General features: G+C 70.5%; 23 protein-coding genes. 9 read left to right on the forward strand and 14 right to left on the reverse strand.

All coding sequences use genetic code 11. The features are described from left to right. Window positions 1-181: 181 nt before the first annotated feature. A complete protein-coding gene (locus tag JOE59_RS10525) occupies window positions 182-1057 on the forward strand; it encodes a serine hydrolase (RefSeq protein ID WP_204460369.1) in 876 nt (291 codons plus the stop codon). Window positions 1058-1092: 35 nt separating this feature from the next. Here JOE59_RS10525 and JOE59_RS10530 read toward each other — a convergent pair whose 3' ends face one another. The 4 genes from JOE59_RS10530 to JOE59_RS10545 all read right to left on the reverse strand — a co-directional run bounded on the left by JOE59_RS10530 (window position 1093) and on the right by JOE59_RS10545 (window position 5124). After that, window positions 1093-1488, reverse strand: a complete 396-nt coding sequence (locus tag JOE59_RS10530; RefSeq protein ID WP_204460371.1) for a VOC family protein — start codon at window positions 1486-1488, stop codon at window positions 1093-1095. 99 nt (window positions 1489-1587) lie between these two features. Further along, a complete protein-coding gene (locus JOE59_RS10535) occupies window positions 1588-2967 on the reverse strand; it encodes an MFS transporter (RefSeq protein ID WP_204460374.1) in 1380 nt (459 codons plus the stop codon). A 48-nt stretch (window positions 2968-3015) separates the two neighbouring features. Beyond that, complete coding sequence (gene glpX, locus JOE59_RS10540) at window positions 3016-4017, reverse strand: class II fructose-bisphosphatase (protein ID WP_204460375.1); 1002 nt, start codon at window positions 4015-4017, stop codon at window positions 3016-3018. 141 nt (window positions 4018-4158) lie between these two features. Next, window positions 4159-5124, reverse strand: coding sequence for a fructose-bisphosphatase class II (locus JOE59_RS10545; RefSeq protein WP_204460376.1), 966 nt, complete (start codon window positions 5122-5124; stop codon window positions 4159-4161). A 105-nt stretch (window positions 5125-5229) separates the two neighbouring features. Between JOE59_RS10545 and fbaA the strand changes: the two genes are divergently transcribed. Both fbaA and JOE59_RS10555 read left to right on the forward strand, forming a co-directional pair. Next, the gene (gene fbaA, locus JOE59_RS10550; RefSeq protein WP_074261482.1) at window positions 5230-6261 is read left to right on the forward strand and encodes a class II fructose-bisphosphate aldolase; all 1032 of its coding nucleotides are present in this window, start codon (window positions 5230-5232) and stop codon (window positions 6259-6261) included. A gap of 7 nt (window positions 6262-6268) precedes the next feature. After that, window positions 6269-6919 carry a DUF6264 family protein gene (locus JOE59_RS10555; RefSeq protein WP_204460377.1) on the forward strand — a complete coding sequence of 217 codons (651 nt, stop codon included), beginning with the start codon at window positions 6269-6271 and terminating at the stop codon, window positions 6917-6919. Between the two features lie 87 nt (window positions 6920-7006). On the opposite strand, the gene JOE59_RS10560 is transcribed toward JOE59_RS10555, so the two are convergent. From JOE59_RS10560 to JOE59_RS10580, 5 genes are all read right to left on the reverse strand, one after another. Next, the gene (locus JOE59_RS10560) at window positions 7007-8290 is read right to left on the reverse strand and encodes a vanadium-dependent haloperoxidase (RefSeq protein ID WP_204460378.1); all 1284 of its coding nucleotides are present in this window, start codon (window positions 8288-8290) and stop codon (window positions 7007-7009) included. A gap of 199 nt (window positions 8291-8489) precedes the next feature. Then, window positions 8490-10511 carry an ABC transporter ATP-binding protein gene (locus tag JOE59_RS10565; RefSeq protein ID WP_204463354.1) on the reverse strand — a complete coding sequence of 674 codons (2022 nt, stop codon included), beginning with the start codon at window positions 10509-10511 and terminating at the stop codon, window positions 8490-8492. Between the two features lie 110 nt (window positions 10512-10621). After that, a complete protein-coding gene (locus JOE59_RS10570) occupies window positions 10622-12355 on the reverse strand; it encodes an ABC transporter ATP-binding protein (RefSeq protein ID WP_204460380.1) in 1734 nt (577 codons plus the stop codon). Continuing rightward, window positions 12349-13011, reverse strand: coding sequence for a TetR/AcrR family transcriptional regulator (locus tag JOE59_RS10575; protein WP_204460382.1), 663 nt, complete (start codon window positions 13009-13011; stop codon window positions 12349-12351). Before JOE59_RS10575 ends, JOE59_RS10570 begins: the two co-directional genes overlap by 7 nt. A gap of 172 nt (window positions 13012-13183) precedes the next feature. Then, entirely contained in the window at window positions 13184-14224 is a 1041-nt protein-coding gene (locus tag JOE59_RS10580) for a 4-hydroxy-3-methylbut-2-enyl diphosphate reductase (RefSeq protein WP_204463355.1), read from the reverse strand. A gap of 88 nt (window positions 14225-14312) precedes the next feature. On the opposite strand from JOE59_RS10580, the gene xseA reads away from it, so the two are divergent. The 5 genes from xseA (at window position 14313) to JOE59_RS10605 (ending at window position 18613) form a co-directional block, all read left to right on the forward strand. Next, window positions 14313-15551 carry an exodeoxyribonuclease VII large subunit gene (xseA, locus tag JOE59_RS10585; protein WP_204460384.1) on the forward strand — a complete coding sequence of 413 codons (1239 nt, stop codon included), beginning with the start codon at window positions 14313-14315 and terminating at the stop codon, window positions 15549-15551. A 23-nt stretch (window positions 15552-15574) separates the two neighbouring features. After that, window positions 15575-15823, forward strand: coding sequence for an exodeoxyribonuclease VII small subunit (locus JOE59_RS10590; protein WP_204460386.1), 249 nt, complete (start codon window positions 15575-15577; stop codon window positions 15821-15823). Then, entirely contained in the window at window positions 15823-16464 is a 642-nt protein-coding gene (locus JOE59_RS10595; RefSeq protein WP_204460389.1) for a DUF4245 domain-containing protein, read from the forward strand. Before JOE59_RS10590 ends, JOE59_RS10595 begins: the two co-directional genes overlap by 1 nt. Window positions 16465-16475: 11 nt before the next feature. After that, entirely contained in the window at window positions 16476-17132 is a 657-nt protein-coding gene (locus JOE59_RS10600) for a carbonic anhydrase (protein ID WP_179552529.1), read from the forward strand. 68 nt (window positions 17133-17200) lie between these two features. Further along, complete coding sequence (locus JOE59_RS10605) at window positions 17201-18613, forward strand: class II fumarate hydratase (protein WP_204460391.1); 1413 nt, start codon at window positions 17201-17203, stop codon at window positions 18611-18613. Window positions 18614-18678: 65 nt separating this feature from the next. On the opposite strand, the gene JOE59_RS10610 is transcribed toward JOE59_RS10605, so the two are convergent. The 3 genes from JOE59_RS10610 to JOE59_RS10620 are packed head-to-tail and all read right to left on the reverse strand — an operon-like array spanning window position 18679 to window position 20810. Then, window positions 18679-19329 carry an HAD-IA family hydrolase gene (locus JOE59_RS10610; RefSeq protein WP_204460394.1) on the reverse strand — a complete coding sequence of 217 codons (651 nt, stop codon included), beginning with the start codon at window positions 19327-19329 and terminating at the stop codon, window positions 18679-18681. Window positions 19330-19356: 27 nt separating this feature from the next. Continuing rightward, on the reverse strand, window positions 19357-20475 hold the full coding sequence (locus tag JOE59_RS10615) for a serine/threonine-protein kinase (protein WP_204460396.1): 1119 nt from the start codon (window positions 20473-20475) through the stop codon (window positions 19357-19359). Further along, window positions 20472-20810, reverse strand: a complete 339-nt coding sequence (locus JOE59_RS10620; protein WP_204460397.1) for a PadR family transcriptional regulator — start codon at window positions 20808-20810, stop codon at window positions 20472-20474. Before JOE59_RS10620 ends, JOE59_RS10615 begins: the two co-directional genes overlap by 4 nt. 97 nt (window positions 20811-20907) lie before the next feature. On the opposite strand from JOE59_RS10620, the gene JOE59_RS10625 reads away from it, so the two are divergent. Next, on the forward strand, window positions 20908-21534 hold the full coding sequence (locus JOE59_RS10625; protein ID WP_204460398.1) for an MSMEG_1061 family FMN-dependent PPOX-type flavoprotein: 627 nt from the start codon (window positions 20908-20910) through the stop codon (window positions 21532-21534). A gap of 74 nt (window positions 21535-21608) precedes the next feature. On the opposite strand, the gene phoH2 is transcribed toward JOE59_RS10625, so the two are convergent. Then, complete coding sequence (phoH2, locus tag JOE59_RS10630) at window positions 21609-22955, reverse strand: RNA 5'-3' helicase PhoH2 (protein WP_307837031.1); 1347 nt, start codon at window positions 22953-22955, stop codon at window positions 21609-21611. Between the two features lie 200 nt (window positions 22956-23155). Further along, window positions 23156-24274, reverse strand: coding sequence for an aminotransferase class V-fold PLP-dependent enzyme (locus tag JOE59_RS10635; protein WP_204460399.1), 1119 nt, complete (start codon window positions 24272-24274; stop codon window positions 23156-23158). Between the last annotated feature and the right edge of the window lie 70 nt (window positions 24275-24344).

The following is a 24344-nucleotide window of genomic DNA, read 5'->3' on the forward strand; positions in this document are numbered from 1 at the left end:
ATCTTACGTTTCACATGGCATCGATCCAACCGACAGCTCGAGGATGAACCGGCCCCGTCTGCACAGCATCAACACTGCCATCTCGGAGTGCAGTGCGCGAAGACGTTGCTCGATGATACGGTGCGTAACAGGCGGTTGGGTATCGTTTCACCAGCATGCCGCAACGACGTGAGGAGCCTCGATGGCGCAGCAGTGGAACGTGCAGGGGCTCGACGAGGCGATCACGGCCGGTGCAGCGGACCTGACCACGGTCGAGTGGTCGGCCGCGGTCGCCGACGCAGCCACCGGTGAAGTGCTGTGGTCGCACGACGCCGATCGCGTGCTCAAGACTGCGAGCGTGGGCAAGGTCTTCCTGCTCATCGAGGCGGCGCGCCAGGCGGAGACCGGTGAGCTCGACCTCGACGAGCCGGTGCAACGGCTGCCCGAAGACCTCGTCGCCGATTCCGGACTCTGGCACGTGCTCGACCTCGGAGCACTGAGCATTCGCGATGCCTGCGCCCTGATCGGCGCCGTGAGCGACAACCTCGCCACCAACGTGCTCGTGCGGCGCCTCGGCATCGACCGCATCGGCGACACCGGCCGATCGCTCGGCTTCACCGCATCGGCATTGCTCGACCGGGTGCGCGAAGACCGCGGGCCGCAGCATCCGCCGACCCTCTCGCGCGGCAACGCCGCCGAACTCGTGCGCCTGATGGCCGACCTCGCTCGGGGGCGCATCGTGTCACCGGCGGTCTCGGCCCGCGTGCTCGGATGGCTCGCCCTCAACACCGACCAGTCGATGGTCGCAGCTCCGTTCGGCGTCGACCCCCTCGCGCACACCGAACCCGACAACGGCTTCGTACTGCGCAACAAGACGGGCACCATCAGCACCGCCCGCATCGACATCGGCGTGTGCGACGTCGACGGCGGCGACGGCGGACTGGCCTGGGCCGTGCTGGCGAACTGGAGCGATGAGGTCGACCTGCGCGACGCCGTGCTCGAGCGCATGACGGCGATCGGCGCCGAACTCCGCGGTGCCCTGCGGCAGACGATCACCGACCGGCCCGTCGCCGGCTGAGCCCGCGCAGCGGCGGGCCGTCAGGCGCTGCGCCGTCAAGCAGTGAGCACGCTCAGCACGTTGCCCGCCGGGTCGGTGAACCAGGCGATGTCGGGTCCCTGCCCGGTCGCAGAGCCGTGCGCGATGCCGCGCTCATCGGTACCGAAGTCGTCGGGGGCGGTGTAGATCTTCGTGACCACGCCTGCCGCGTTCAGCTCGTCGACGGCGCGGTCGATGTCGTCGACCACGAGGTTCAGGATCGTGAAGCTCGCCGGTTCGTGGTTCGGCTTCGGGTAGATGAAGACGCCCTGACCCGATGGCAGCGTCACGCGCAGCGCCCCGGCGCCGGGTTCGTCGTCAACGGGCAGCCCGAGTCTCGTGCCGTAGAACTCACGAGCCGCCTCGACGTCATCGACGCTGAACCCCGGGAACGCATCTCGAACCGTGACCATCGTGATCCCCCTCTCACCGACGGGTGCGCCACTTGTGCGCGAGCGCACCTCGGTTCCAGACTCGCACGCCACGCGGTCGACGTCGACCCCGCATCGGGTCTAGCCGGGCTCGGGATCGGCGCGCGCGCCGACCTCGCGATCATGTTCCTCGTCGACGGGAGGCTCGAATCCTGCGGCGGCCTCCGCACCGGTCACCGGTTCGGCGTCGACCATCGCATCGAGCGGATGCGCCAGCTCGTCTTGTCCGAGGCGGGCGAGCGCGAGGGTGCCGATGGCGAGCAGCGGCGACGCGATGCCCGCGATGAGGAAGGCCGGCGCGATGCCGATCCACTCCCCCACCGGGCCCGCGACGGCCATCGAGATCGGCATGAGTGCGAGCGAGACGAAGAAGTCGAGGCTCGACACCCGGCCGAGCATCGCAGGCGGCACCCGCCGCTGCAGCAACGTGCCCCACACGACGCTCGCCCCGGAGAAGAGCACGCCGCAGATGAAGAGCGCGACGACCATCACCCAGAGCCACGAGGTGAAGCCGATGATCGCGAGCGGGAGGCATCCGAACCCCCACGCCAGGATCATGAGCGTCAGGTACCGCCGCGGCAGTCGCATGGACGCGACGGCGAGCGAACCGATCGCGCCGCCGACGCCGAACGCGGCCAGCGCGAGGGCGAACGCGCCGGCCCCGCCGCCCGTCTGGTCTTTCACGGCGAAGGGCAGCAGCACCTCGATCGGGCCCATGATGACGAAGACCAGCAGGATCGAGAAGATGAGCGTCGCGAGCAGCCATCGCGTCTGCAACAGGTACGCGAACCCGTCGCGCAGGTCGATGAACGTCTGCCGAACCGGGTGCACCGGCGGCCCGTCGAGCACCCGTCGCACGGGCGTCGTCCGCATCACGCCGAGCACTGCCGCTGCGACCACCTGCAACCCCGCGACCACCGCGAACGCGAGCCACGGGCCCTGCACGGCGATGAGGGCGCTCGCGACCGCCGGGCCCGCGGCGTTCATCACCGAGGGCCGCAGCACTCCCTCGATGCCGTTGGCGGCGAGCAGCTGCTCGTTCGGGAGGATGGCGGGCAGCCAGGCCGAATAGGCCGGGTAGAAGAAGCCGTCGGCGAGGCCGAGCACGAACGAGAGCACGGCGAGGTGCCACACCTCGATCACCCCGGTGGCGGCGAGCACTGCGGCTACCGAGAACGCGGCACCGCGTACGACCTCGACGGCGAGGAGGATGCGCCGCTGCGGGATGCGGTCGGCGGCGACACCGCCGAAGAGCACTGCGAGCACGAGCCCGAGGCTCGACCCGACCGCCACGAACGACAGGTCGACGGGTGTGCCGCCGAGCTCGACGACCTGCCAGACGGCCGAGACGATCCACGCCCCGGCGCTCAGGAGTGACGCTGCGAGCGCCGCCGTGAGCAGCCGGTACTGGCCCGAGCCGAATGGTCGGAGGGCGCGCGGGAGTCGAGCGGCAGTGGTCACCAGTTCATCATGGCAACGTCCACCGACATGCTCACGCGCGCCCGGGCGTCACAGCACGTCGTCGACGAGCCACTTCTCGACGAGGTGGTCGGCCACGATGCGGCGGATCGTTCCCGACTTGCCACGCAGCACGATCGACTCGGTGCGCACGATCGGCCCCTTCTTGCGCACGCCGTCGAGCAGCTCGCCGTCGGTCACGCCCGTGGCGACGAAGAACGTGTTGTCGCCGCGCACGAGGTCGTCGAGCTCGTAGACCCGCTCGCAGTCGAGGCCGGCGGCCTCACCGCGCGCACGCTCGGCGTCGTCCTTCGGCGCGAGCACGCCCTGCATGAAGCCTCCGAGCGCCTTGATCGCGCATGCCGTGGTGATGCCCTCGGGGCTGCCGCCGATGCCGACGCACATGTCGATGCGCGACTCGTAGCGGGCCGCGTTGATGCCGCCGGCGACGTCGCCGTCGCTCATCAGACGTGTGCCGGCGCCGGCCTCGCGGATGTCGGCGATGAGCTGTTCGTGGCGATCGCGGTTCAGCACCGCGACGCGGAGTTCGCTGACGTCCTTGCCCTTCGCCGCGGCGAGCGCGCGCAGGTTCTCGCCGATCGGCTTCCGGATGTCGACGACGCCGATGCCCGAGGCATCCGTGACGATCTTGTCCATGTAGAAGACCGAGGAGGCGTCGAGCATGGTGCCGCGGTCGGAGACGGCGATGACCGAGAGCGCGTTGTGACGGCCGGCGGCCGTGAGCGAGGTGCCGTCGATCGGGTCGACCGCGATGTCGCAGGCCGGGCCGCGCCCGGTGCCGACGCGCTCGCCATTGAAGAGCATTGGCGCGGCGTCCTTCTCGCCCTCGCCGATGACGACCACGCCCTCGAAGTCCACCGTGCCGAGGAATGCGCGCATCGCGTCGACCGCTGCGCCGTCGGCCCCGAGCTTGTCGCCCTTGCCGATCCACGGGTACGAGCGGATCGCCGCAGCCTCCGTGGCACGCACGAGTTCGAGTGCGATGTTGCGGTCGGGGTGCAAGAACAGGCTTGCCGTGTCGGTGCTCACCATCGAGGGTCCTCCCGGACGCTAGTGCGGCCGGCCAGTCGGGGCGGCCATGGAACGATGCATCCAGCCTATGCAGCGCGCCCGCCGATCTCGCCTGTTTTCGGGTCGCCGGCGATGAAAGAATGTGCATTCTTAAGCCGGCGTTCACGCCACGCGCACCTCGCCGACCATGGCGTCGACGCCCGGCCCGGCGTGCCAGGTGCTCACGATGGCGGGGCCGTCCGGCCGCGTTCGCACGCCGGGCATCACCCCGCCGTCCGGTGCACACTCGGTCACGGCGCTGAGGAAGACCCATGCGGGTGCTCCGCAGAGCTCTCCGAGCGACCAGACGCGTCCGAGGTCGAGACCGTCGGCGAGCACGCGCTGCCGCTCCTCGGCCGACTGCGGCGCGAGTCGCGCCCACATCGAGCCGCCGAGCGCCCGCACCGCCGCAGCGGTCAGCACACCCTCGGGGGCGCCGCCGATGCCCGAGACGAGATCGAGCCCCGCTTCGCCGCCCGCCGCGCGGAGGCTGCGCTCCACGTCGCCGTGCACGAAGAGCTCGACGGATGCCCCCGCCGCCCGCGCCTCGGCGACGAATCCCTCGTTCCTCGGTCGCTCCTGCACGGCGACCCGCACCTCGGAGGCGGCAACGCCCCGTGCCGCGGCGATGCGGGCGACGAGTTCGCCGACAGGGGCGCCCGCCGGGGCATCCGGAAGCCAGGTGACGTGCTTCTCGAGGTAGTGGGCGGCGCCGAGCGCGGCGAGGGCACCGCGCGGCGCGACCGCGAGCACGGCCATCGCACCGGGTGCACCGGCCGCCGCCAGCCGGGTGCCGTCGACCGGATCGACCGCGAGATCGATGACGGGCGAACCCCTGCCAGCGCGGCCGAACCGCTCGCCGACGTACAGCATCGGCGCTTCGTCCTTCTCGCCCTCGCCGACCACGACGACCCCGTCGACGTCGAGTTCGCCGAGCGCTGCGCGCAGCGCCTGCACCGCGAGCCCGTCGACGCCGTGGCCGTCGCCCGAGCCGACGAGGGGCGATGCGGCGACCGCGGCGACCGCCGTCGCGCGGCGGAAACCGTCGACGAGGCCGAGTTCGGCGAGGCGGAGCTGGTCGGTCGGCACGCGTCCATCCTGCCGTGCTGCGGGCGCCGCGGCATCCGACACCTGAGCACCCCTCGGCAAGTCGGTAGACTCGACGCCAAACCCGTTGTCGTCCGAAGGAGCACCATGCCCATCGCCACCCCCGAGCAGTACGCCGAGATGCTGGACACCGCGAAGGCCAAGGGCTTCGCGTTCCCGGCGTTCAACGTCTCCTCCTCGCAGACGCTCAACGCGGTGCTGCAGGGTCTGACCGAGGCGGGCTCCGACGGCATCATCCAGGTCACCACCGGCGGCGCCGACTACTTCGCCGGCCACACCGTGAAGGCCCGTGCCACCGGCGCGCTCGCCTTCGCGCGCTTCGCCCACGAGGTCGCCAAGAACTACCCGATCACGGTCGCGCTGCACACCGACCACTGCCCGAAGCCGGCCCTCGCCGACTTCGTGTTCCCGCTCATCGAGGCCTCCGAGGCCGAGGTCAAGGCCGGCCGCAACCCGATCTTCCAGTCCCACATGTGGGACGGCTCGGCTGTGCCGCTGACCGAGAACCTCGAGATCGCGAAAGAGATCCTCCCCCGCATGAAGGCGATCAACGCCATTCTCGAGGTCGAGATCGGCGTCGTCGGCGGCGAGGAGGACGGTGTGCAGCACGAGGGCTCGAACGACGCGCTCTACACGACGCTCGACGACGCGATCGCGACCGTCGAGGCGCTCGGCTTCGGCGAGCAGGGCCGCTACATGGCCGCCCTCACCTTCGGCAACGTGCACGGCGTCTACGCCCCCGGCAACGTGAAGCTGCGTCCGGCGCTCCTGAAGGAGATCCAGGACGGCCTGCAGGCCAAGTACGGCACCGCGGCGAAGCCGCTCGACCTCGTCTTCCACGGCGGCTCGGGCTCGACCGACGCCGAGATCGCGGAGGCCGTCGCGAACGGCGTCGTGAAGATGAACATCGACACCGACACGCAGTACGCGTACACGCGCGCCGTCGCCGGCTACATGTTCCAGAACTACGACGGCGTGCTGAAGGTCGACGGCTCGGTCGGCAACAAGAAGCAGTACGACCCGCGTGCCTGGGGCAAGGTCGCCGAGACCGCCATGGCGGTTCGCGTCGGCGAGTCGACCCGTCAGCTCGGTTCCGCCGCGCAGTCGATCAGCGCGTAGGGCACGGATGTCGCAGCACGAGGCCGCTCGAACGCCCGACCAGTCGGGCGACGCCGCAACGACGAACGGAGGGGCGACCCCGCCCGCCGCGCCGTCGCCGCGGCACGACGAGCGGCCTCGTCCGCAATACGGCGAGTACGCCCCCGAAGGGTGGACGTGGACGCCGCCGGTCGATGAGCGCGCAGCGGCCGCCGACGCGGCGAACGCCGAGTCGGCCGCCGCCCTTGCTCCCGCTGCCCCGGCGGCTCCCTCGGGTGCTGCCGCTGCCCGCGCGCACCCGATCGATCGCATGTGGACGATCGCCCTGCTGATCTTCGGCGTGTTCGGCGCGCTCTACAACAGCCTGGCGCTGTTCCAGCTGCCGGCGACGGCGCTCGAATCGGCGAAGCTCTCGGCATCGATGCTCGGCGTCGACGGGCCGGCCGACTTCACTCCCGGCCCCGCGGTGCCCGTGTTCATCTTCATCGGCATCGCGTTGCAGCTCGCGCTGTGGGTCGGCGCCCTGCTCTGGTCGCGCGCACGCATGCGAGCCAGCCGGCTGGCCTGGTGGGTTCCGCTCCTCGCGGGCGTCGCTGCGTTCATCGTCGTGGTGGTCGTCGGCATGCTCGTGTTCACGAGCGACCCGACGTTCCTGCCCCTGTCGCCCGCCCAGCCGTAGACGACCGCGGGCCCGGTCGCCCGTCGTTCTCGGGCTCCGCCTGAAGCGCTGCGCCTCCTGGATACCTGATCGTCGGCGTGGCTGCGATCAGTCGGTCGAGACGAACGCGCTGTCGATCACATGACCGGCGACGCTGTGGCCGAGGGCGTTCCCGTCGGTCATCGCCTTCCGGAAGTGGAAGCCGAGCCAGATCCTCGCGTTCATGGCCTCGTCATCGAGGTCGCTCGTCGCCGCGAAGTGCCGGTCGGGACGGCCCTGCACGGTCGACGGAACATCGATGTCTATCGTGTCGGCGCCGAACAGATGGCCGAACACCTCCGACGCGGAGCCGGTCACACAGGCGTGCCCGCTCGTGTAGTCGGGGTACGGCGGGGTCTCGCGGAAGGCCTTCCACATCGGGTCCGCCATCGTTGCATCATTCCCGTCGGCGCCGGCCTCGTGGATGGCGGTGATCGGGCGCCAGTACGCCTCATCGAACTTCGACCGCCAGCAGGTGATCTGCGTGTCGGCCATCGAGGTGCCGAGCAGCGCGAATGCACGAGCGGATTCGCCGATGTCGTACCCGCGCTGCGCCGTCTCAGCACGCATCACCGCGTTGTACTGCGCCACCGGATTCGCGGTCCAGAACAATGCTGTCGCGCTCTCGTCATCCGAGCGGGTCGACCCGTTCAGCGCGCCCTTCTCCTTCACCTCGGTGAAGTCCGTGGCGTACGCGTCCGACTCGACGGGATCGGGCCCGGCGGGCGCGAACTGCGTCGGCGAGTCGATCACGAGCGGGTCGACGAAGCCGAGCCACGACACCGCCATCGGCAGGAGCAGATCGGGAGTCGGCCGCCAGACGCCGATGTCGGGTTGGGCGAGGAACGGATGGGGATCTCCGCGCCCGTCGTCCGCGCGCAACGCGATGATCGCTGCCGCCGCGTCCTCACCGACGCGCGTGCCGTGCACGAGGCCGACTCCCTTCGGCACTTCTGCGAGGAACGCCGCGTAGTCGGCATCGAGGTTCGCGCCCGAGTTCGGGAAGTAGTGCTTCAACACGTGGTGAGCCGCCGTCGCCGCCGCCACCTCGGGCGAGGCATGCGCGTGAGCTCGCGGGAGCTCGGTGAACGGCTCGAACCCGCCCTCGATGGTGGCGACGGCGTCGTGCATCGCGATCGACACGAATGCGAAGTACAGCGGCGATGCCGGCACCGGTGTGCCGTTCTCCGTGGCGATCGTGCGGACCGCGATCGCGTTCCACTCGCTGATCACGGCGGGATCCCGCCCGATATCGGGGACCGCTTGACTCGGCCCCGCGACGACCACGGGGGCCAGGAGGCACGCGACCGCGGCGACCGCGGCGGTGATGAGTTTGCTGGGCTTGCGAGACATCGGGTACCTCCAACTGACACGCACGGGTCGCTCAGGGATGGAAAGCCGGATGACGTGTAAGGACGAAGGTTCTGACGTGCCCTGACGGTTGCATCCTCGCCGTGCTCGTATGCGCGCACAAGCCCCCGTCGGAGGCACATCTCATCCGTCGTGTCGGAGGCGCATCCCGCGCGTCGCGAGGACGTCGCGGCGGCGCCGGTCAGCTCGCGGCGCCCTCCGGCACCGCTTCCATGCCGCCGGTGGCCGTGCCCGGTCCCCCGACGTCCTCGGGGTCGACGAGCGCCGCCGCATCGGCGGGCGCCGCGAACTGCGCCTCGTAGAGCCGCGTGTACGCGCCGCCCGCGGCGAGCAACTCGGCGTGGTTTCCCTGCTCGACGATGTGCCCGTCCTCCATCACGAGGATGAGGTCGGCGTCGCGGATCGTCGAGAGCCGGTGCGCGATCACGAAGCTCGTGCGGTTCTTGCGGAGCGCGTTCATGGCGTGCTGCAGCAACAGCTCGGTGCGCGTGTCGACCGAGCTGGTCGCCTCGTCGAGGATGAGCACGGCCGGCTGCGCGAGGAACGCGCGCGCGATCGTGATGAGCTGCTTCTCACCTGCGGAGAGGTTCGACGCCTCGTCGTCGAGCACCGTGTCGTAGCCGTCGGGGAGCGTGCGCACGAAGCGGTCGACGTAGGTCGCCCGGGCCGCTTCGAGGATCTCGTCCTCCGAGGCATCCGGTCGCCCGTAGGCGATGTTCTCGCGGATCGTGCCCGTGAACAGCCAGGTGTCCTGAAGCACCATGCCCATGCGGCCGCGCAGCTCGTCGCGCGTCATGCGCGTGATGTCGACGCCGTCGAGGGTGATTCGCCCGGAGTCCAGCTCGTAGAAGCGCATGATGAGGTTCACCAGCGTGGTCTTGCCCGCTCCGGTCGGGCCGACGATCGCGATCGACTGCCCGGGTTCCGCGGTCAGCGACAAGTCGTCGATGAGCGGCTTCTCGGGGTCGTAGCTGAACGAGACGTCGTCGAAGACGAGACGACCGGATGCCGCGCCCTCATCGCCGTCGGCATCGGCAGCGGCCTCGGGCTCGACCGGGTCGGGCACCTGCTCGTCGGCGTCGAGCAGCTCGAACACCCGCTCGGCGCTCGCGACGCCCGACTGCAGGAGGTTCGCCATCGAGCCGAGCTGGCTGAGCGGCTGGGTGAACTGCCGGGAGTACTGGATGAACGCCTGCACGTCACCGAGGCTGATGCTGCCTGCCGCGACCATGAGCCCGCCGACGACGGCGATCGCGACGTAGACGAGGTTGCCGACGAACATCATGGCCGGCATGATGATGCCGCTCACGAACTGCGCGCCGAAGCTCGCCTCGTAGAGCTGGTCGTTCTTGTCGTCGAAGCCGCGCTCGACCTCGCGACGGCGCCCGAAGACGCGCACGAGGGCATGGCCCGAGTAGGCCTCCTCGATCTGCGCGTTGAGCGTGCCGGTGTGGGTCCACTGCGCGACGAAGAGCTTCTGCGAGCGCTTCGCGATGACGGTCGTGATGAAGATCGTGAGCGGAATCGTGACGAGCGCGATCGCGGCGAGGAGCGGCGAGATGATGAACATCATGACGAGCACGCCGATGACGGTGAGCAGCGACGTCAGCAGCTGGCTCATCGTCTGCTGCAGCGACTGCGAGACGTTGTCGATGTCGTTCGTCACGCGGGAGAGCAGCTCACCGCGCTGCATCTTGTCGAAGTACGAGAGCGGCAGGCGGTGGAGCTTCTCCTCGACCTCCTGGCGCAGGCGGTAGACGGTGCGCTGCGTGACGCCGTTGAGCACGTAGCCCTGCGCCCAGCCGAAGAGCGAGGCGAGCACGTAGAGCGCGAGCACCCAGAGCAGCACGGTCGCGAGGGCGCTGAAGTCGATGCCCTGGCCGGGCACGAGGTTCATCGACGACACCATGTCGGCCTGCTGGGTGTCACCCGATGCGCGCAACCCGTCGACGACCTGCTGCTGCGTGGCCCCCGCGGGCATCTGCGACGAGAGGAAGCCCTCGAAGATGATGTTCGTGGCCTCACCGAGGATCTTCGGGCCGAGCACCGAGAAGACGACGCTCACGACGCCGAGCAGCACCACGGCGACCACGAGGGCGCGCTCGGGCTCGAGCCGGCGCAGCAGGCGCTTGGCCGACGGCCAGAAGTTCATCGACTTCTCGGCGGGCATGCCCATGCCGCCCATCGGGCCGCCGCCGCCCATCGGACCGCGGCGCGGCGGGCCGACCGGGCGAGCCGGGGCGGCCGGGGTCTCCTCGGCTGCCGGGGCCTCCTGCGACTCGGCGGGCTCCTGGGGCTGTCCCTGCGACGCGCTCATGCCGCCTCCTCCACGCTCAGCTGGCTCTCGACGATCTCGGCGTACGCCTCGGAGCTCGCGAGCAGTTCCTCATGGGTGCCCTGCGCCGTGATGCGGCCGTCTTCGACGACGAGGATCTTGTCGGCGCCGACGATCGTGGCGACGCGCTGGGCGACGACGATCATCGTGGCCTCGGACACCGTGCGCGACAGGGCGGCGCGCAGGCGGGCGTCGGTCGCCGTGTCGAGGGCCGAGAACGAGTCGTCGAACAGGTAGATCGGTGGTCGTTTCGCGAGGGCTCTCGCGATGGACAGTCGTTGTCGCTGGCCACCCGAGACGTTCGTGCCGCCCTGCGCGATGGGCGCCTCGAGCTGGCCGGGCATCGCGGCGACGAAGTCCTGCGCCTGCGCGGTCTCGAGCACGCTCCAGAGCTCGGCGTCATTCGCCTCGGGGTCGCCGTAGCGCAGCGTCGAGCCGACGGTGCCGGCGAAGAGGTAGGGCTTCTGCGGCACGAGGGCGAGCTGGGCGCCGAGCACCTCAGGGTCGAGCTCGCGCACGTCGACGCCGCCGACGAGCACGGAGCCTCCGGTCGCGTCGAAGAGGCGCGCGACGAGGTTGACGATCGTCGTCTTGCCCGAGCCGGTGGCGCCGATGATCGCCGTGACCTGGCCGGGCTCTGCGACGAAGTTCAGGTCGTGCAGCACGGGCTCCTCAGCGCCGGGGTAGGCGAAGTCGACGCCGCGGAACTCCACCGTGCCGGGGGCGGTGAGCGTGAAGACGGGCTGCGCGGGATCGACGACGCTCGACGCCGTCTCGAGCACCTCGCCGATGCGGCCGGCGGAGACGGCGGCGCGCGGCAGCAGGAACGCGATCATCGTCGCCATCATCACTGCCATGAGGATCTGGATGAGGTAGCTGAGGAAGGCGGTGAGCGAGCCGATCTGCATCGAGCCGTCTTCGACGCGGTACGCCCCGAACCAGAGCACTGCGATGCTCGAGACGTTCAGCACGAGCATGACGACCGGGAAGACGAGGGCGAAGAGGCGCCCCGCCTTCAGCGCGGTGTCGGTGAGGGCGTCGTTCGCCTCGTCGAAGCGCTCGCTCTCGACGCCCTCGCGCACGAAGGCGCGGATGACGCGGATGCCCGTCAGCTGCTCCCGGAGTACTCGGTTGACGCCGTCGATGCGCTTCTGCATCGACTGGAAGAGCGGCACCATGCGACTGATGATGAGCCCGACCGAGACCAGCAGCACGGGCACGGCGACGACCATGATCCACGACAGTGCGAGGTCTTCGCGCAGCGCCATGTAGACGCCGCCGATCGCGAGGATCGGCGCGGAGACGAGGATCGTGCACGACATGAGCACGAGCATCTGCACCTGCTGCACGTCGTTCGTCGAGCGGGTGATGAGGCTCGGGGCGCCGAAGCGCGACACCTCCTGCTCCGAGAAGTCGGCGACCTTGCGGAACACGGCGACCCGCAGGTCGCGGCCGAAGGCCATCGCCGCCTTCGCGCCGAAGTACACGGCCGCGATGGCGCACGCCACCTGGGCCAGCGTGATCGCGAGCATCACCCCGCCCGTCGAGATGATGAAGCCGGTGTCGCCCTTTGCGACGCCGTCGTCGATGATGTCGGCGTTCAGCGTCGGCAGGTACAGCGAGGCGATCGACTGCGCGAGCTGGAACACGAGGACGCCGAGGAGCAGCGCCCAGTACGGCCGGAGGTGCCGGCGCAGCAGTTTCATCAGCATGGAGTGGTTCCCATCGGGCTGGTCGGAGCGGTCTGGATGGTCGGTTCGAGAACGGCAGCGGATGCCGCCGGCGCGGGTGCGCCCGCCGATGTCGCGATGCCGTGCACGATGAGGTGCGCGAGCTCGTCGGTGTCGAGCCCGATGGTCGGGCCGAACTGCGGCATCGCCGACGAGAACGCGACGAGTCGCACGAACTTGAAGACCTGGGCGGGCGGAACGCGCAGCGCCTCGAGGTCGGGGGCGAGCAGCTCGTCGAAGATGCCCGTGATGATCTCGAGGTTCTGCGCGGGTGGTCGAGGTCGGTTTCCGAGGGCCGCGAAGACCCCGAAGATGCCGCTGAAACGGTCGAGGAACCGGGCGAGCACGAGTTCGACCTTCAGCTCGAGGGGCAGCGACGGGTCGATGCTGCGGAGCGCCGCGCGGAACGGCTCGGGGTCGAGGAAGTGCTCGACGGCCGCGTCGATGATCGCCTCCTTGTCGTCGAACACGCGGAACAGCGTGCCCTCGGCGACCCCGGATGCGTCGGCGATCTGCCGGGTCGTGACGTCGCGGCCGTGGGCGACGAGCAGCGGCAGGGTCGCCCGTGCGATCGCCGCTCGACGCTCCTCGACCGGCATCGGCTTCGCGCGCGTCGCACGCTCGGTACTCGAGGTCATGCGGGCGATACTACGCGGAGTGAGCGCTCACTCCATCCCCCGATGCGCGAGAATCCGGCGCAATACGGCGATGTTCGCCGACGGCGGAAACGCGAGTGGCTGGCCGACGACCGTCACCGGTTGAGCGGGTCCACCGGCCGCTGAACGCGCGGCCGCGGCATCCTTCGCCGAATCAGCGCTGCGCGCGCGCCCGACCGCCGAGCGCACGCTCGTCGCGGTTGCCCTGCAGGTCTTTGCGCAGCTCCTTCGGCAGCGAGAACATCAGGTCCTCTTCAGCCGTCTTCACTTCGGAGACCGAGCCGTATCCCGCGTCGGACAGTGCGTCGAGCAGCTCCTTCACGAGCTCCTCGGGCACGGACGCCCCGCTCGTCACGCCGACCGTCTCGACGCCGTCGAGCCACTCCTGCTTGACCTCGCTCGCGTAGTCGACCCGGTAGGCGGCCTTCGCGCCGTACTCGAGCGCGACCTCGACGAGGCGCACGCTGTTGGAGCTGTTGGCCGAGCCCACGACGATCACGAGCTCCGCATCCTGTGCGACCTTCTTGATCGCGACCTGGCGGTTCTGGGTGGCGTAGCAGATGTCGTCGGAGGGCGGGTCTTGAAGATTCGGGAAGCGTTCGCGCAGGCGGCGCACGGTCTCCATGGTCTCGTCGACCGAGAGCGTGGTCTGCGAGAGCCAGACGACCTTGTCGGGGTCCTGCACCTCGATGTTGTCGACGTCGTCGGGGCTGTTGACGATCGTCACGTGATCGGGCGCTTCACCCGCCGTGCCTTCGACCTCTTCGTGGCCCTCGTGGCCGATCAACAGGATCTCGAAGTCGTCGCGCGCGAAGCGCACGGCCTCCCGGTGCACCTTGGTCACCAGCGGGCAGGTCGCGTCGATCGCGTGCAGGCCGCGGTCGGCGGCGGCGTTCACGACGGCCGGCGAGACGCCGTGCGCGCTGAAGACGATGTGGGCGCCCTCGGGCACCTCGTCGACCTCTTCGACGAAGATCGCGCCCTGCGCCTCGAGCTCGGTGACGACGTGGATGTTGTGCACGATCTGCTTGCGCACGTACACCGGGGCGCCGTAGTGCTCGAGGGCCTTCTCGACCGCGATCACGGCACGGTCGACGCCCGCGCAGTAGCCGCGCGGTGCGGCGAGCAGCACCCGCTTCTGTCCGGGGACGGGGTTATCCTTGAGCCGGCCGCGCACGCCCGGAACTCGGGGCATGCCAAGGCCGATTCGCGGGGTTTCCGTAGTGCTCGTCACGGTGCCCATCCTACGCGGCTGACACGGGCAGACGGCTGGGAGGCCAGACATGACGGATGCACCGGCGACACGCGAAGCTCCGTGGCCGGTCGCGCTCCTCTCGGGCAAGCTCAAGGCGTACATCGATCGGCTCGGCACGGTGTGGGTCGAGGGCGAGATCACCCAGTGGGGCGTCTCGGGCGGCAACGTCTACGGAAAGCTGAAAGACCTCGACGCCGAGGCGACGCTCTCGTTCCAGGTCTGGTCGTCGGTGCGCGCCCGCTTCGACGAGCAGTTCAAGCAGGGCGACCGGGTCATCGCGCTCGTGAAGCCCAACTGGTGGGTCAAGGGCGGCTCGCTCTCGATGCAGGTCTTCGAGCTGAAGCACGTCGGCCTCGGCGACCTGCTCGAACGCCTCGAGCGGCTGCGCACCCAGCTCGCGGCCGAGGGGCTGTTCGATGCCGACCGCAAGCGACGCCTGCCGTTCCTGCCGGGCGTCGTCGGCCTCATCACGGGCAAAGACAGCGACGCCGAGAAAGACGTGCTGCGCAATGCCAAGCTGCGCTGGCCCGCCGTCGAGTTCCGCGTCGTGCACGCCGCCGTGCAGGGCGATCGCACCGTCCCAGAGGTCGTGGCGGCGATCGAGCGACTCGACGCGGATCCGCAGGTCGAGGTCATCATCATCGCCCGCGGCGGCGGCGACTTCCAGAACCTCCTGGGCTTCAGCGACGAGCGCGTCGTGCGAGCGGCCGCCGCGGCATCCACCCCCATCGTCTCGGCCATCGGGCACGAGGCCGACCGGCCGCTGCTCGACGAGGTCGCCGACCTGCGGGCCTCGACCCCGACGGATGCCGCGAAGCGCGTCGTGCCCGACGTCAACGAAGAACTCGTGCGGGTCGAGCAGGCCCGTGCCCGGCTCGGCATGCGGCTGCAGGCGATCCTCTCCCGTGAGATCGACCGCATCGGTCACCTGCGGTCGCGACCGGCGCTCGCAGAGACCTCATGGATCGTCGACCGCCGCGCCGAAGACCTGACCCGATGGGTGGCTCGCGGCGCCGAGCTCGTCGAGCGCACGATCGATCGGCAGACCCACCGCGTCGCCGAGCTGCGCGGACACCTGCGAGCGCTCTCGCCGCAGGCCACGCTCGACCGCGGCTACGCGATCGTGCAGGGCGCCGACGGCCATGTGGTGCGCGGCCCCGCCGGGGCGCCCGATGGCGCCGAGGTCACGGTCACGCTCGCCGAGGGCGCGTTCGCCGCCGTCTCCCGCGGCGCCGTGCCTTCGGTGCACGACCTCGCCGCTGAATAAAGCTCACGAGCACGCCGAATAGAATGGACGCCATGCCCTCCACCACCGATGTCTCCGAGCTGAGCTACGAGCAGGCGCGCGACGAACTCGTGCAGGTCGTCGGCGAGCTCGAGCAGGGTTCGGCGACGCTCGAGCAGTCGCTCGCCCTCTGGGAGCGCGGAGAGTCCCTCGCCGCCCGTTGCGAGGAGTGGCTCATCGGCGCGAAGGCCCGCCTCGAGGCGGCCCGCGGCGGCGCCTCGCGCGCCGCGTCCGACGACAGCGGCGACCGCTGATGGCGGAGCGTGCACCGCGGGTCGTGGCCGAGCTCGGCCGGCCCGAGACCCCCGAAGAGACGGCGGCCCGCAAGGCCGAGAACTCCCTCAAGCACCGCCAGCGCCAGACACTGCGCAACCTCCTGCTCGCGCTCGGCGCGAGCCTCGCGGTCATGCTCGTCATCGTGCTGCTCGTGCCCCGCAGCGACACTCCGATCGAGCGCGACATCGACGTGGCATCCCTCGCCGAGCAGGCGCAGGCCGCGAGCGTCGACCCGCTCGCGGTGCCCGAGCTGCCCGAGGGCTGGCGCGCCAACGCCGCCGAGCTCCGCGTCAGCCAGGCCGACGACGTGACCGCGTGGTACGTCGGCTACCTGACCCCGAGTGACGAATTCATCGGGCTCTACCAGGGCCTCGACGCGAACCCCACGTGGGTCGCCGGGCTGCTCGCCCGCACGCTCGCCGTGGACACCACCACCATCGACGGCGTCGAGTGGACGGTGTACGACAACCGCGAGTCCCCCGAAGACGTCGGCAACGCCCGCTACGGCCTCACCACCGAAGCGGGCGGCAGCACCTTCGTGCTGCTCGGCACCGCGACACCCGAAGAATTCGAGACGCTCGCGTCGGCGCTCACGCCGACGATCGAGGCGCAGGACTGAAAGGGCACCACGTGACCACGCAGCCGAAAGATCGTCCGCAGACTCCGGCTGAGACGTGGCGCGAGCTCCGCAGCGGCAACACCCGCTTCGTGGAGGGAAAACCCCTCCACCCGCGTCAAGACGTCGACCGCCGCGCATCGCTCGCGCACGCGCAGCGCCCGCTCGTCGCGATCTTCGGATGCAGCGACTCCCGCCTCGCGGCCGAGATCATCTTCGACGTGGGTCTCGGCGACGCCTTCGTGGTGCGCAACGCCGGCCAGGTCGTGACCCCGTCGTCGCTCGGGTCGCTCGAGTACGCCGTCGGCCTGCTGCACGTGCCGCTCGTCATCGTGCTCGCGCACGACGAGTGTGGTGCCGTGCGCGCCGCCATCGACTCCGAGGCCGAAGACGCGACCCCGCTGCCGGTGCACATCGCCGGCCTCGTCGAGAAGATCGTCCCCGCCGTGCGCAAGGTCGCCGGGGGCGCAGCAGACGCGCCGGTGGACCCCGCCCACGTCGACACCGGCTTCGTCGGCCGGGAGCACCTGCGCAACACCGTGACCGAGCTCGTGGCCGCCTCCGAGATGATCAGCGACGCGATCGCAGCGGGTACGCTGGCTATCGTCGGAGCGAACTACCGACTCTTCGAGGGTCGCGTCGAGACCGACATCGTCGTCGGCTCGGTCTGACGGCTCACGCCGAACGAACGAGCGGCATCAGCCGGGACATCCGGCAAGCACATCGAAGGGAACACACCGTGGTGGACAACGCCGCCGACTATCGCATCGAGCACGACACGATGGGCGAGGTGCGGGTGCCCGCATCGGCCCTCTACCGGGCGCAGACGCAGCGCGCCGTCGAGAACTTCCCCATCTCCGGCGCGGGTCTCGAGCCCCAGCAGATCCAGGCACTCGCCCGCATCAAGAAGGCGGCCGCGCAGGCGAACGCGCAGCTCGGCGTGCTCGACCCGGCCATCGCGAAGGCGATCGAAGACGCCGCCGACGAGGTCATCGCGGGTGTCCACAGCTACACCGAGCACTTCCCGGTCGACGTGTACCAGACCGGCTCGGGCACCTCCTCGAACATGAACATGAACGAGGTGCTCGCCACCATCGCGACGGGCAAGCTCGGCAGCCCGGTGCACCCCAACGACCATGTGAACGCCTCGCAGTCGTCGAACGACGTCTTCCCGACCTCGGTGCACATCGCCGTGACGGCGGCGCTCATCGACGAGCTCATCCCCGCGCTCGACCACCTCGCCGTCGCCCTCGAGGCGAAGGCCGTCGAGTGGGCCGGCGTCGTCAAGGCGGGCCGCACCCACCTCATGGACGCGACCCCCGTCACCCTCGGCCAGGAGTTCGGCGGCTACGCCCGCCAGATCCGCCTCGGCATCGAGCGCGTGCGCACGGCGCTCCCCCGCGTCGCCGAGGTCCCGCTCGGCGGCACCGCCGTCGGCACCGGCATCAACACTCCGGCCGGGTTCCCGCAGCTCGTCATCTCGCTGCTCCAGGCCGAGACCGAACTGCCGGTCACCGAGGCGGCCGACCACTTCGAGGCGCAGGCCAACCGCGACGGACTCGTCGACGCCTCGGGCGCGCTGCGCACGATCGCCGTGAGCCTCACGAAGATCTCGAACGACCTCCGTTGGATGGGTTCCGGCCCGAACACCGGCCTCGGCGAACTGCGCATCCCCGACCTGCAGCCGGGCTCCTCGATCATGCCGGGCAAGGTGAACCCCGTCGTTCCCGAGGCCGTGCTCATGGTCTGCGCACGGGTCATCGGCAACGACGCGACGATCGCGTGGGCCGGTGCATCCGGTGCCTTCGAACTCAACGTGCAGATCCCGGTCATGGGCACGGCACTGCTCGAGTCGATCCGCTTGCTCGCCAACTCGGTGCGCGTGCTCGCCGACAAGACGATCGACGGCCTCGAGGCCGACGTCGAGCGTGCGACCGCCCTCGCAGGCATGTCGCCCTCGATCGTGACCCCGCTCAACAAGCTCATCGGCTACGAGGCCGCCGCGAAGATCGCGAAGCACTCGGTGGCCAAGGGCATCACGGTGCGCGAAGCCGTGATCGACCTCGGCTACGTCGAGCGCGGTGACCTCACCGTCGAGCAGCTCGACACCGCGCTCGACCTGCTCTCGATGACGCGTCCGCCGCAGGCCTGAGCCTCAGCGAATCACGAAGCGCCCCGCCGATCCGCGGGGCGCTTCGTCGTCTGCAGCCGGCTACGTCAGGCGGATGTCGCGTGCACGCCATGGCCCGCGAGGAAGCCCATGATGTCGGCCGACGCGTCTGCGAGCCGGCGGAAATGCCGATGGGCGCCGGCGACCGGCGCCTCGCCGTTCACGCTCCAGGTCGCCATGCCGGCGGCGAGCCCCGCGGCGACGCCCGCGGGAGCGTCCTCGATCACCAGGCAGTCATGCGGGTGGGCTCCGAGCCGGTGAGCCGCGAGCAGGTAGGGGTCGGGCGACGGCTTGCCCGCGGTGGTCGCCCGGTTGTCGACGATGACCTCGGGCAACGGCAACCCGAGGCGACGGAACCGTGCCGTCACCCGCCGCTCGGCGTTCGAGGTCACGAGAGCCCACGTGTTCGGCTCGAGCGACGAGAGGAGCAGCGCGGCTCCGTCGATGCCGTGGAGCGCTCCGTGCTCGGCCTCCACGTCTTCGAGCTGTTCGAACACGGCGACGAGCGGAGCCGGGTCGCGCCCCGGCAGCACTTCGGCCACGGTCTCGATCGGCCGTGTGCGCATCGCCGTCTCGTACACGACCGACGGGTCGAGGTCGAATCGCTCGGCCCACTCGTGCCAGATGCGCCGCTGACCCGCCATCGCGTCGATCAGCGTGCCGTCGACGTCGAAGAGCACCGCACGTTTCGACCGCATGATCCGATCCTCTCAGGCGGCCGCGCTTCAGGCGATCGCGCGGGCCGAGCGGGCGACGGATGCCGGCGGCAGCACGCGCAGCGCCACGATGACACCGGCGACAGTCGCCGCAGCGGTCAGCAGCAGCCCGCTGACCGCGCTGTCGCCGCCGCTCACTGCGAAGGTGTCGGCGATCGACATGCCCATCGAGAACCCGGCGACCCACTGCGTGAACCCGATGCCGACGACGGCGACGAGGCTCGCGCGGGCGATGCGGCGGGCGTCGAGGCGTCGGAGGATGCCGCGGTTGCCGAAGGCGGCCGTCGCGAGGAACAGCAGGCCGAGCGGCACCCACGTCGCAGCCCAGACGAGAGCGTATGCCACGGACGGGCCCGCGGGCTCTCCGCGATCAGCCATCTGCGCGTAGATCTCGGGCAGGGAGAGTGCCGGCACCTTCGACTGGGGGTTCCAGACGAGGATATGCACGACGGCGAACGCGGCGCCGCCGAGCACGACGACCGCGCCGACGAACGCCGTCGCACGAGTGCCGAGGCGCGCAGGCAGCCCCGGCCGGGTACGGCGGAGTTCGGGATCGGTCTCGGCGGGGAGCGCCGCGGCGAAGATGGCGATCGCCACGCCCGCGAGCATTCCGCCGAGCATCATCGCCGGCACGAGCGCGACGCTCAGCACCGCGAGCACCGGCACAGCGAGCACCGCGACGCCCAGGCTGACCGCCCAGCGCAAGCCGGGAGCGCGTGACGCGAGCAGCCCGTGCATCGCAGCGGCGAGCCAGACCAGCCCGACGCCCCCGATGAGCGCGACGACGACGAACACGCCCGAGCGCAGGTCGCCGAACGCACCGCCGTCGAGGAACGGCGTAGTGAAGAAGCTCCCGAGCGCGAGCATCACCGCGGCCATCGACCATGCGGCCGCCCAGCGCAGCCGGCGGCCGGCGAGCGCGCCCTGCGTCACCCCGAACGCCTCCGGCGAGCGCGGAGCCCTCAGCACGACGCCGAACGCGCCGGCGACGAGTTGTGCGGTCGACACGCCCGCGGCCGGGGCGTCCCGCAGGTCGGCCGCCCACTCCTCGCGGTAGCGCTCGCGCCGGGCGTCGGGCAGCAGTCGCACGGCCACGGCGAGGCCGCCCCGGGCGATCCGCCCGGTCATGCGAGTCCGCCCGCGACGGCGGGCGCCGTCGTCGCCGTCGCGGCGCACCCGGCCGACGTGCGGGTCGACCGCGAGGCGATCGCCTGCCGGCTCGCCGCCGCGCCGTCATCGCTCAACGTGTAGTACCGGCGTCTCGGGCCCGGGCGCGAGGCATCCTGCTCCCACTCGCTCGCGAGCCAGCCCGCCCGCTCAAGTCGTTCGAGGATCGGGTAGACGCTGCCGGCCGGGCGGCCCGAGGCCTTGACCAGGGCGAGTCCCCAGACCGGGCCGTGCGAGTCGAGCAGCGCCCGCAGCACGTCGACGGTGGCATCGGTGATGCGACTGAGCGGTTCCATCCTCGAACTCTAGCTATATCGAGATAGCCGAGGCAATGCCCGGAGTGGGACGATCCGCGGTGACGATCGACGTCGGGCGACGGCGTAGCGTGGAGCCATGGATCATGGAGGCACCCCCGTCACGACCACCGCCGAACTCGAGGCGATCATCGGCTCGCCACTGCCCGCCGCCCGCGACAAGTCCCGCGATCGGCTCCACGACCTCGATCGGCAGTGGCTCGCGGCATCCCCCCTCTGCTTCGTCTCGACCGCGGATGCCGCCGGCAACGCCGACGTCTCCCCCAAGGGCGACCCCGCCGGCTTCGCGATCGTGCTCGACGACACGACCATCGCGATTCCCGAGCGACCGGGCAACCGCCGGGCCGACGGCTTCCACAACGTGCTCGAGAACCCGCACGTCGGGCTGCTCTTCGTCATCCCGGGCCGCGGTGACACGCTGCGCATCAACGGCCGCGGCCGACTGCTGCGCGATGCGCCCTACGCCGATCGCATGCAGGTGCGCGGGCACGAACCCGTGCTCGTGCTCGAGGTCGCGATCGACGAGATCTTCTCCCACTGCTCGAAGGCGTTCCTGCGTTCGCAGACGTGGAAGCCCGAGACCTGGGCGCCGGCGGCCGCGCCCCGCCGCGCACTGATCGCGCAGGCGCTCGAACGGCCGAACGAATCCGTCGAAGCGCTCGACGCGTACTACGGCCCCACGTACGACGCGAAGCTCTACGGCTGACGCGACTCGGCTGAGACACCGGCGCACGCGGAAGCGGGCCCCGGTCGCCCGGGACCCGCTCCAGTCAGACCTGCTCAGGCCAGTTCATGCCCGTCGAGCATCTCGGCGACGAGCGCGGCGATCGCCGAGCGCTCCGAGCGGGTGAGCGTGATGTGGGCGAAGAGCGGATGCCCCTTCAGCGTCTCGATCACGCTCGCGACGCCGTCGTGGCGGCCGACCCGCAGGTTGTCGCGCTGGGCGACGTCGTGCGTGAGCACGACCCGCGAGTTCTGGCCGATGCGGGAGAGCACCGTGAGCAGCACGTTGCGCTCGAGCGACTGGGCCTCGTCGACGATCACGAACGCGTCGTGCAGCGAGCGCCCGCGAATGTGCGTGAGCGGCAGCACCTCGAGGATGCCCCGGTCGATCACCTCCTCGAGCACGTTGTCGGAGACCACGGAGCCGAGCGTGTCGAACACCGCCTGGCCCCAGGGGTTCATCTTCTCGCCCTGGTCGCCGGGCAGGTAGCCGAGCTCCTGGCCGCCGACCGCGTAGAGCGGGCGGAACACCATGATCTTCTTGTGCTGCTGGCGTTCGAGCACCGCCTCGAGGCCCGCGCACAGGGCGAGCGCCGACTTGCCGGTGCCGGCCCGACCGCCGAGCGAGAGGATGCCGATCTCGGGGTCGAGCAGCAGGTCGATCGCGAGCCGCTGCTCGGCCGAGCGCCCGTGCAGTCCGAAGACCTCGCGGTCGCCCCGCACGAGCCGCACCTCGCGCTCCCCCACGACCCGGCCGAGCGCCGAGCCCCGATCGGAGTGGATGACGAGGCCGGTGTTGATCGGCTGCTCGAGGTCGGCGGGCACCGTCAGGTGCTCGTGCTCGTAGAGCTTCGCCATGTCGTTGGAGCCGAGGTCGAGCTCGGCCATGCCGTTCCAGCCCGAGTCGATCGCGAGCTCGTGCCGGTACTCCGCGGCGTCGAGGCCGATCGACGCGGCCTTCACGCGCAGCGGCAGGTCCTTCGAGACGACGGTGACGGCGAGGCCGTCGTTGGCGAGGTTCAGCGCGCACGCGAGGATGCGGGAGTCATTGTCGGAGAGCCGCAGCCCCGACGGCAGCACGCTCTGGTCGCTGTGGTTCAGCTCGACGCGGAGCGACCCGCCGTCGCCGACGGTGATCGGGAAGTCGAGTCGCTCGTGCTCGACGCGCAGCTCATCGAGGATGCGCAGCGCCTGACGGGCGAAGTAGCCGATCTCGGGATCGTTCCGCTTGGCCTCGAGCTCCGTGATCACGACGACGGGCAGCACCACGGCATGCTCGTCGAAGCGGAACAGGGCCTTCGGATCGGAGAGCAGCACCGAGGTGTCGAGCACGTATGTGCGCTCCTGCTGTGCTGCTGCGGCATCCGCCGCGAGATCGGTCGACTTGGAGGTAGAGAGTGACACGCCAGCTCCCGCCCCGAGCTTCAGCTCGGCATTCCGTGCCGGCGGCGAACCTCCCACGAGCGGTTCACGAGCCGACTCGATCGGACTCCTTGTCCGATGCCACAGACGCTACGACGGTGCCGGCGAATCGGCCTCAGCGACACGCGGTGCGACACACGCCGTTCACCTGGGAGCGGATGCCGCGGCCCTCCGATGGCCGTTCAATACGACGCCGCGGTGCCGTACGAGACGAACGCCGCCCGCAGCATCTCGAGCGTCTCGCCGGAGGTCGCGGCGTGCACCGAGAGCCGGATGCGCCCCTGCCGCATGGTGGCCGTGACGCCGTGGTTGTGCAGCGACGCGGTGAGCAGGGTCACCTGCTCGGTCGGCGGTTCAAGCACGACGATGCCGGCGCGCTCGCGCTCGTCGCGCGACGAGACCACCGCGATCGCGAACTCGTCGGCGAGTTCGATGGTCTGGCTGACCCGCTCGGTCATCGCGGTGTTGATCGCGGCGACGCCGACGTCGGCGATCTCCTCGAGGCTCGCCGCGAACCGCGCCTCGGCCAGGGGGTCGGGGTTCGACACCCGGTAGGCGCGTGCGCCGGGTGCCGGCGGGGGGACCTCGCCCCACGGCTCGTCCTCCTCGGTGCCCGTGAAGCCCGAGAAGACCGGGGTCAACTGGTCGAGCGCGCGCGGCGACAGCGCCATGAAGCCGGTGCCCCAGCCGGCGCGGCACCACTTCTGCCCACCGGTCAGCACGACGTCGGCGACCTCCCACGGCGCGTCGACGACGCCGAAGCCCTGGATGGCGTCGACGATCAGCAGCCGATCGCCGATGACCTGCCGAATGCCCTCGATGTCGCAGAGGTACCCGGAGCGCGAGTCGACGAGGCTCACCGCGACGGCGGCCACGTTCGACTCGAGCTGCTCGCGGATCTGGCCCGGGGTCACCTTGCCGTGGTCGGTCTCGAGCCACACGGGCTGCACGGTGTGCAGCGCCTCCTGGGCGCGCACCGCGGCGATGGGCAGGCTCGGGAACTCCTCTGCCGAGAGCAGCACCCCGCCGGTGAGGCCGAACATCGCGTGCATGATGCCGGTCGTCGTGTTGGGCTGGAAGACGATCTGGTCGGCCGGGAACCCCGTGACCGCCGACGCCGCCGCGCGCACCCGCCCGTCCTGCTCGCGGATCTCGTCGAGGCTGCCGTGGCGGGCGCGCTGCAGCACCTGGGTGAAGACGAGCGACTCCTCGGCGGCGGAGGTCGAGAGCGGCCCGACCCGGCCGTAGTCGAGGTATCCGGGTTCCTGGGTGAATCCGGCGGTGAAATCGTCGATGGTCACGTGGTGGTGCCCCCTTCATCGAGGCTGAGATGGTCGGCGCGCATAGTCTCGCAGACGAGGGTGTCGCGAG

It is taken from the genome of Agromyces cerinus, from assembly GCF_016907835.1.
In the GTDB taxonomy this organism is placed as follows: domain Bacteria; phylum Actinomycetota; class Actinomycetes; order Actinomycetales; family Microbacteriaceae; genus Agromyces; species Agromyces nitratus.

Bases quoted from the DNA above. Each gene is read 5' to 3' on its own strand.
- JOE59_RS10525 (WP_204460369.1), top strand. From the start codon at position 182: ATGGCGCAGCAGTGGAACGTGCAGGGGCTCGACGAGGCGATCACGGCC.
- JOE59_RS10530 (WP_204460371.1), bottom strand. From the start codon at position 1,488: ATGGTCACGGTTCGAGATGCGTTCCCGGGGTTCAGCGTCGATGACGTC.
- glpX (WP_204460375.1), bottom strand. From the start codon at position 4,017: ATGGTGAGCACCGACACGGCAAGCCTGTTCTTGCACCCCGACCGCAAC.
- fbaA (WP_074261482.1), top strand. From the start codon at position 5,230: ATGCCCATCGCCACCCCCGAGCAGTACGCCGAGATGCTGGACACCGCG.
- JOE59_RS10555 (WP_204460377.1), top strand. From the start codon at position 6,269: ATGTCGCAGCACGAGGCCGCTCGAACGCCCGACCAGTCGGGCGACGCC.
- JOE59_RS10560 (WP_204460378.1), bottom strand. From the start codon at position 8,290: ATGTCTCGCAAGCCCAGCAAACTCATCACCGCCGCGGTCGCCGCGGTC.
- JOE59_RS10565 (WP_204463354.1), bottom strand. From the start codon at position 10,511: ATGGGCGGCGGCGGCCCGATGGGCGGCATGGGCATGCCCGCCGAGAAG.
- JOE59_RS10570 (WP_204460380.1), bottom strand. From the start codon at position 12,355: ATGCTGATGAAACTGCTGCGCCGGCACCTCCGGCCGTACTGGGCGCTG.
- JOE59_RS10575 (WP_204460382.1), bottom strand. From the start codon at position 13,011: ATGACCTCGAGTACCGAGCGTGCGACGCGCGCGAAGCCGATGCCGGTC.
- JOE59_RS10580 (WP_204463355.1), bottom strand. From the start codon at position 14,224: ATGCCCCGAGTTCCGGGCGTGCGCGGCCGGCTCAAGGATAACCCCGTC.
- xseA (WP_204460384.1), top strand. From the start codon at position 14,313: ATGACGGATGCACCGGCGACACGCGAAGCTCCGTGGCCGGTCGCGCTC.
- JOE59_RS10590 (WP_204460386.1), top strand. From the start codon at position 15,575: ATGGACGCCATGCCCTCCACCACCGATGTCTCCGAGCTGAGCTACGAG.
- JOE59_RS10595 (WP_204460389.1), top strand. From the start codon at position 15,823: ATGGCGGAGCGTGCACCGCGGGTCGTGGCCGAGCTCGGCCGGCCCGAG.
- JOE59_RS10610 (WP_204460394.1), bottom strand. From the start codon at position 19,329: ATGCGGTCGAAACGTGCGGTGCTCTTCGACGTCGACGGCACGCTGATC.
- JOE59_RS10615 (WP_204460396.1), bottom strand. From the start codon at position 20,475: ATGACCGGGCGGATCGCCCGGGGCGGCCTCGCCGTGGCCGTGCGACTG.
- JOE59_RS10620 (WP_204460397.1), bottom strand. From the start codon at position 20,810: ATGGAACCGCTCAGTCGCATCACCGATGCCACCGTCGACGTGCTGCGG.
- JOE59_RS10625 (WP_204460398.1), top strand. From the start codon at position 20,908: ATGGATCATGGAGGCACCCCCGTCACGACCACCGCCGAACTCGAGGCG.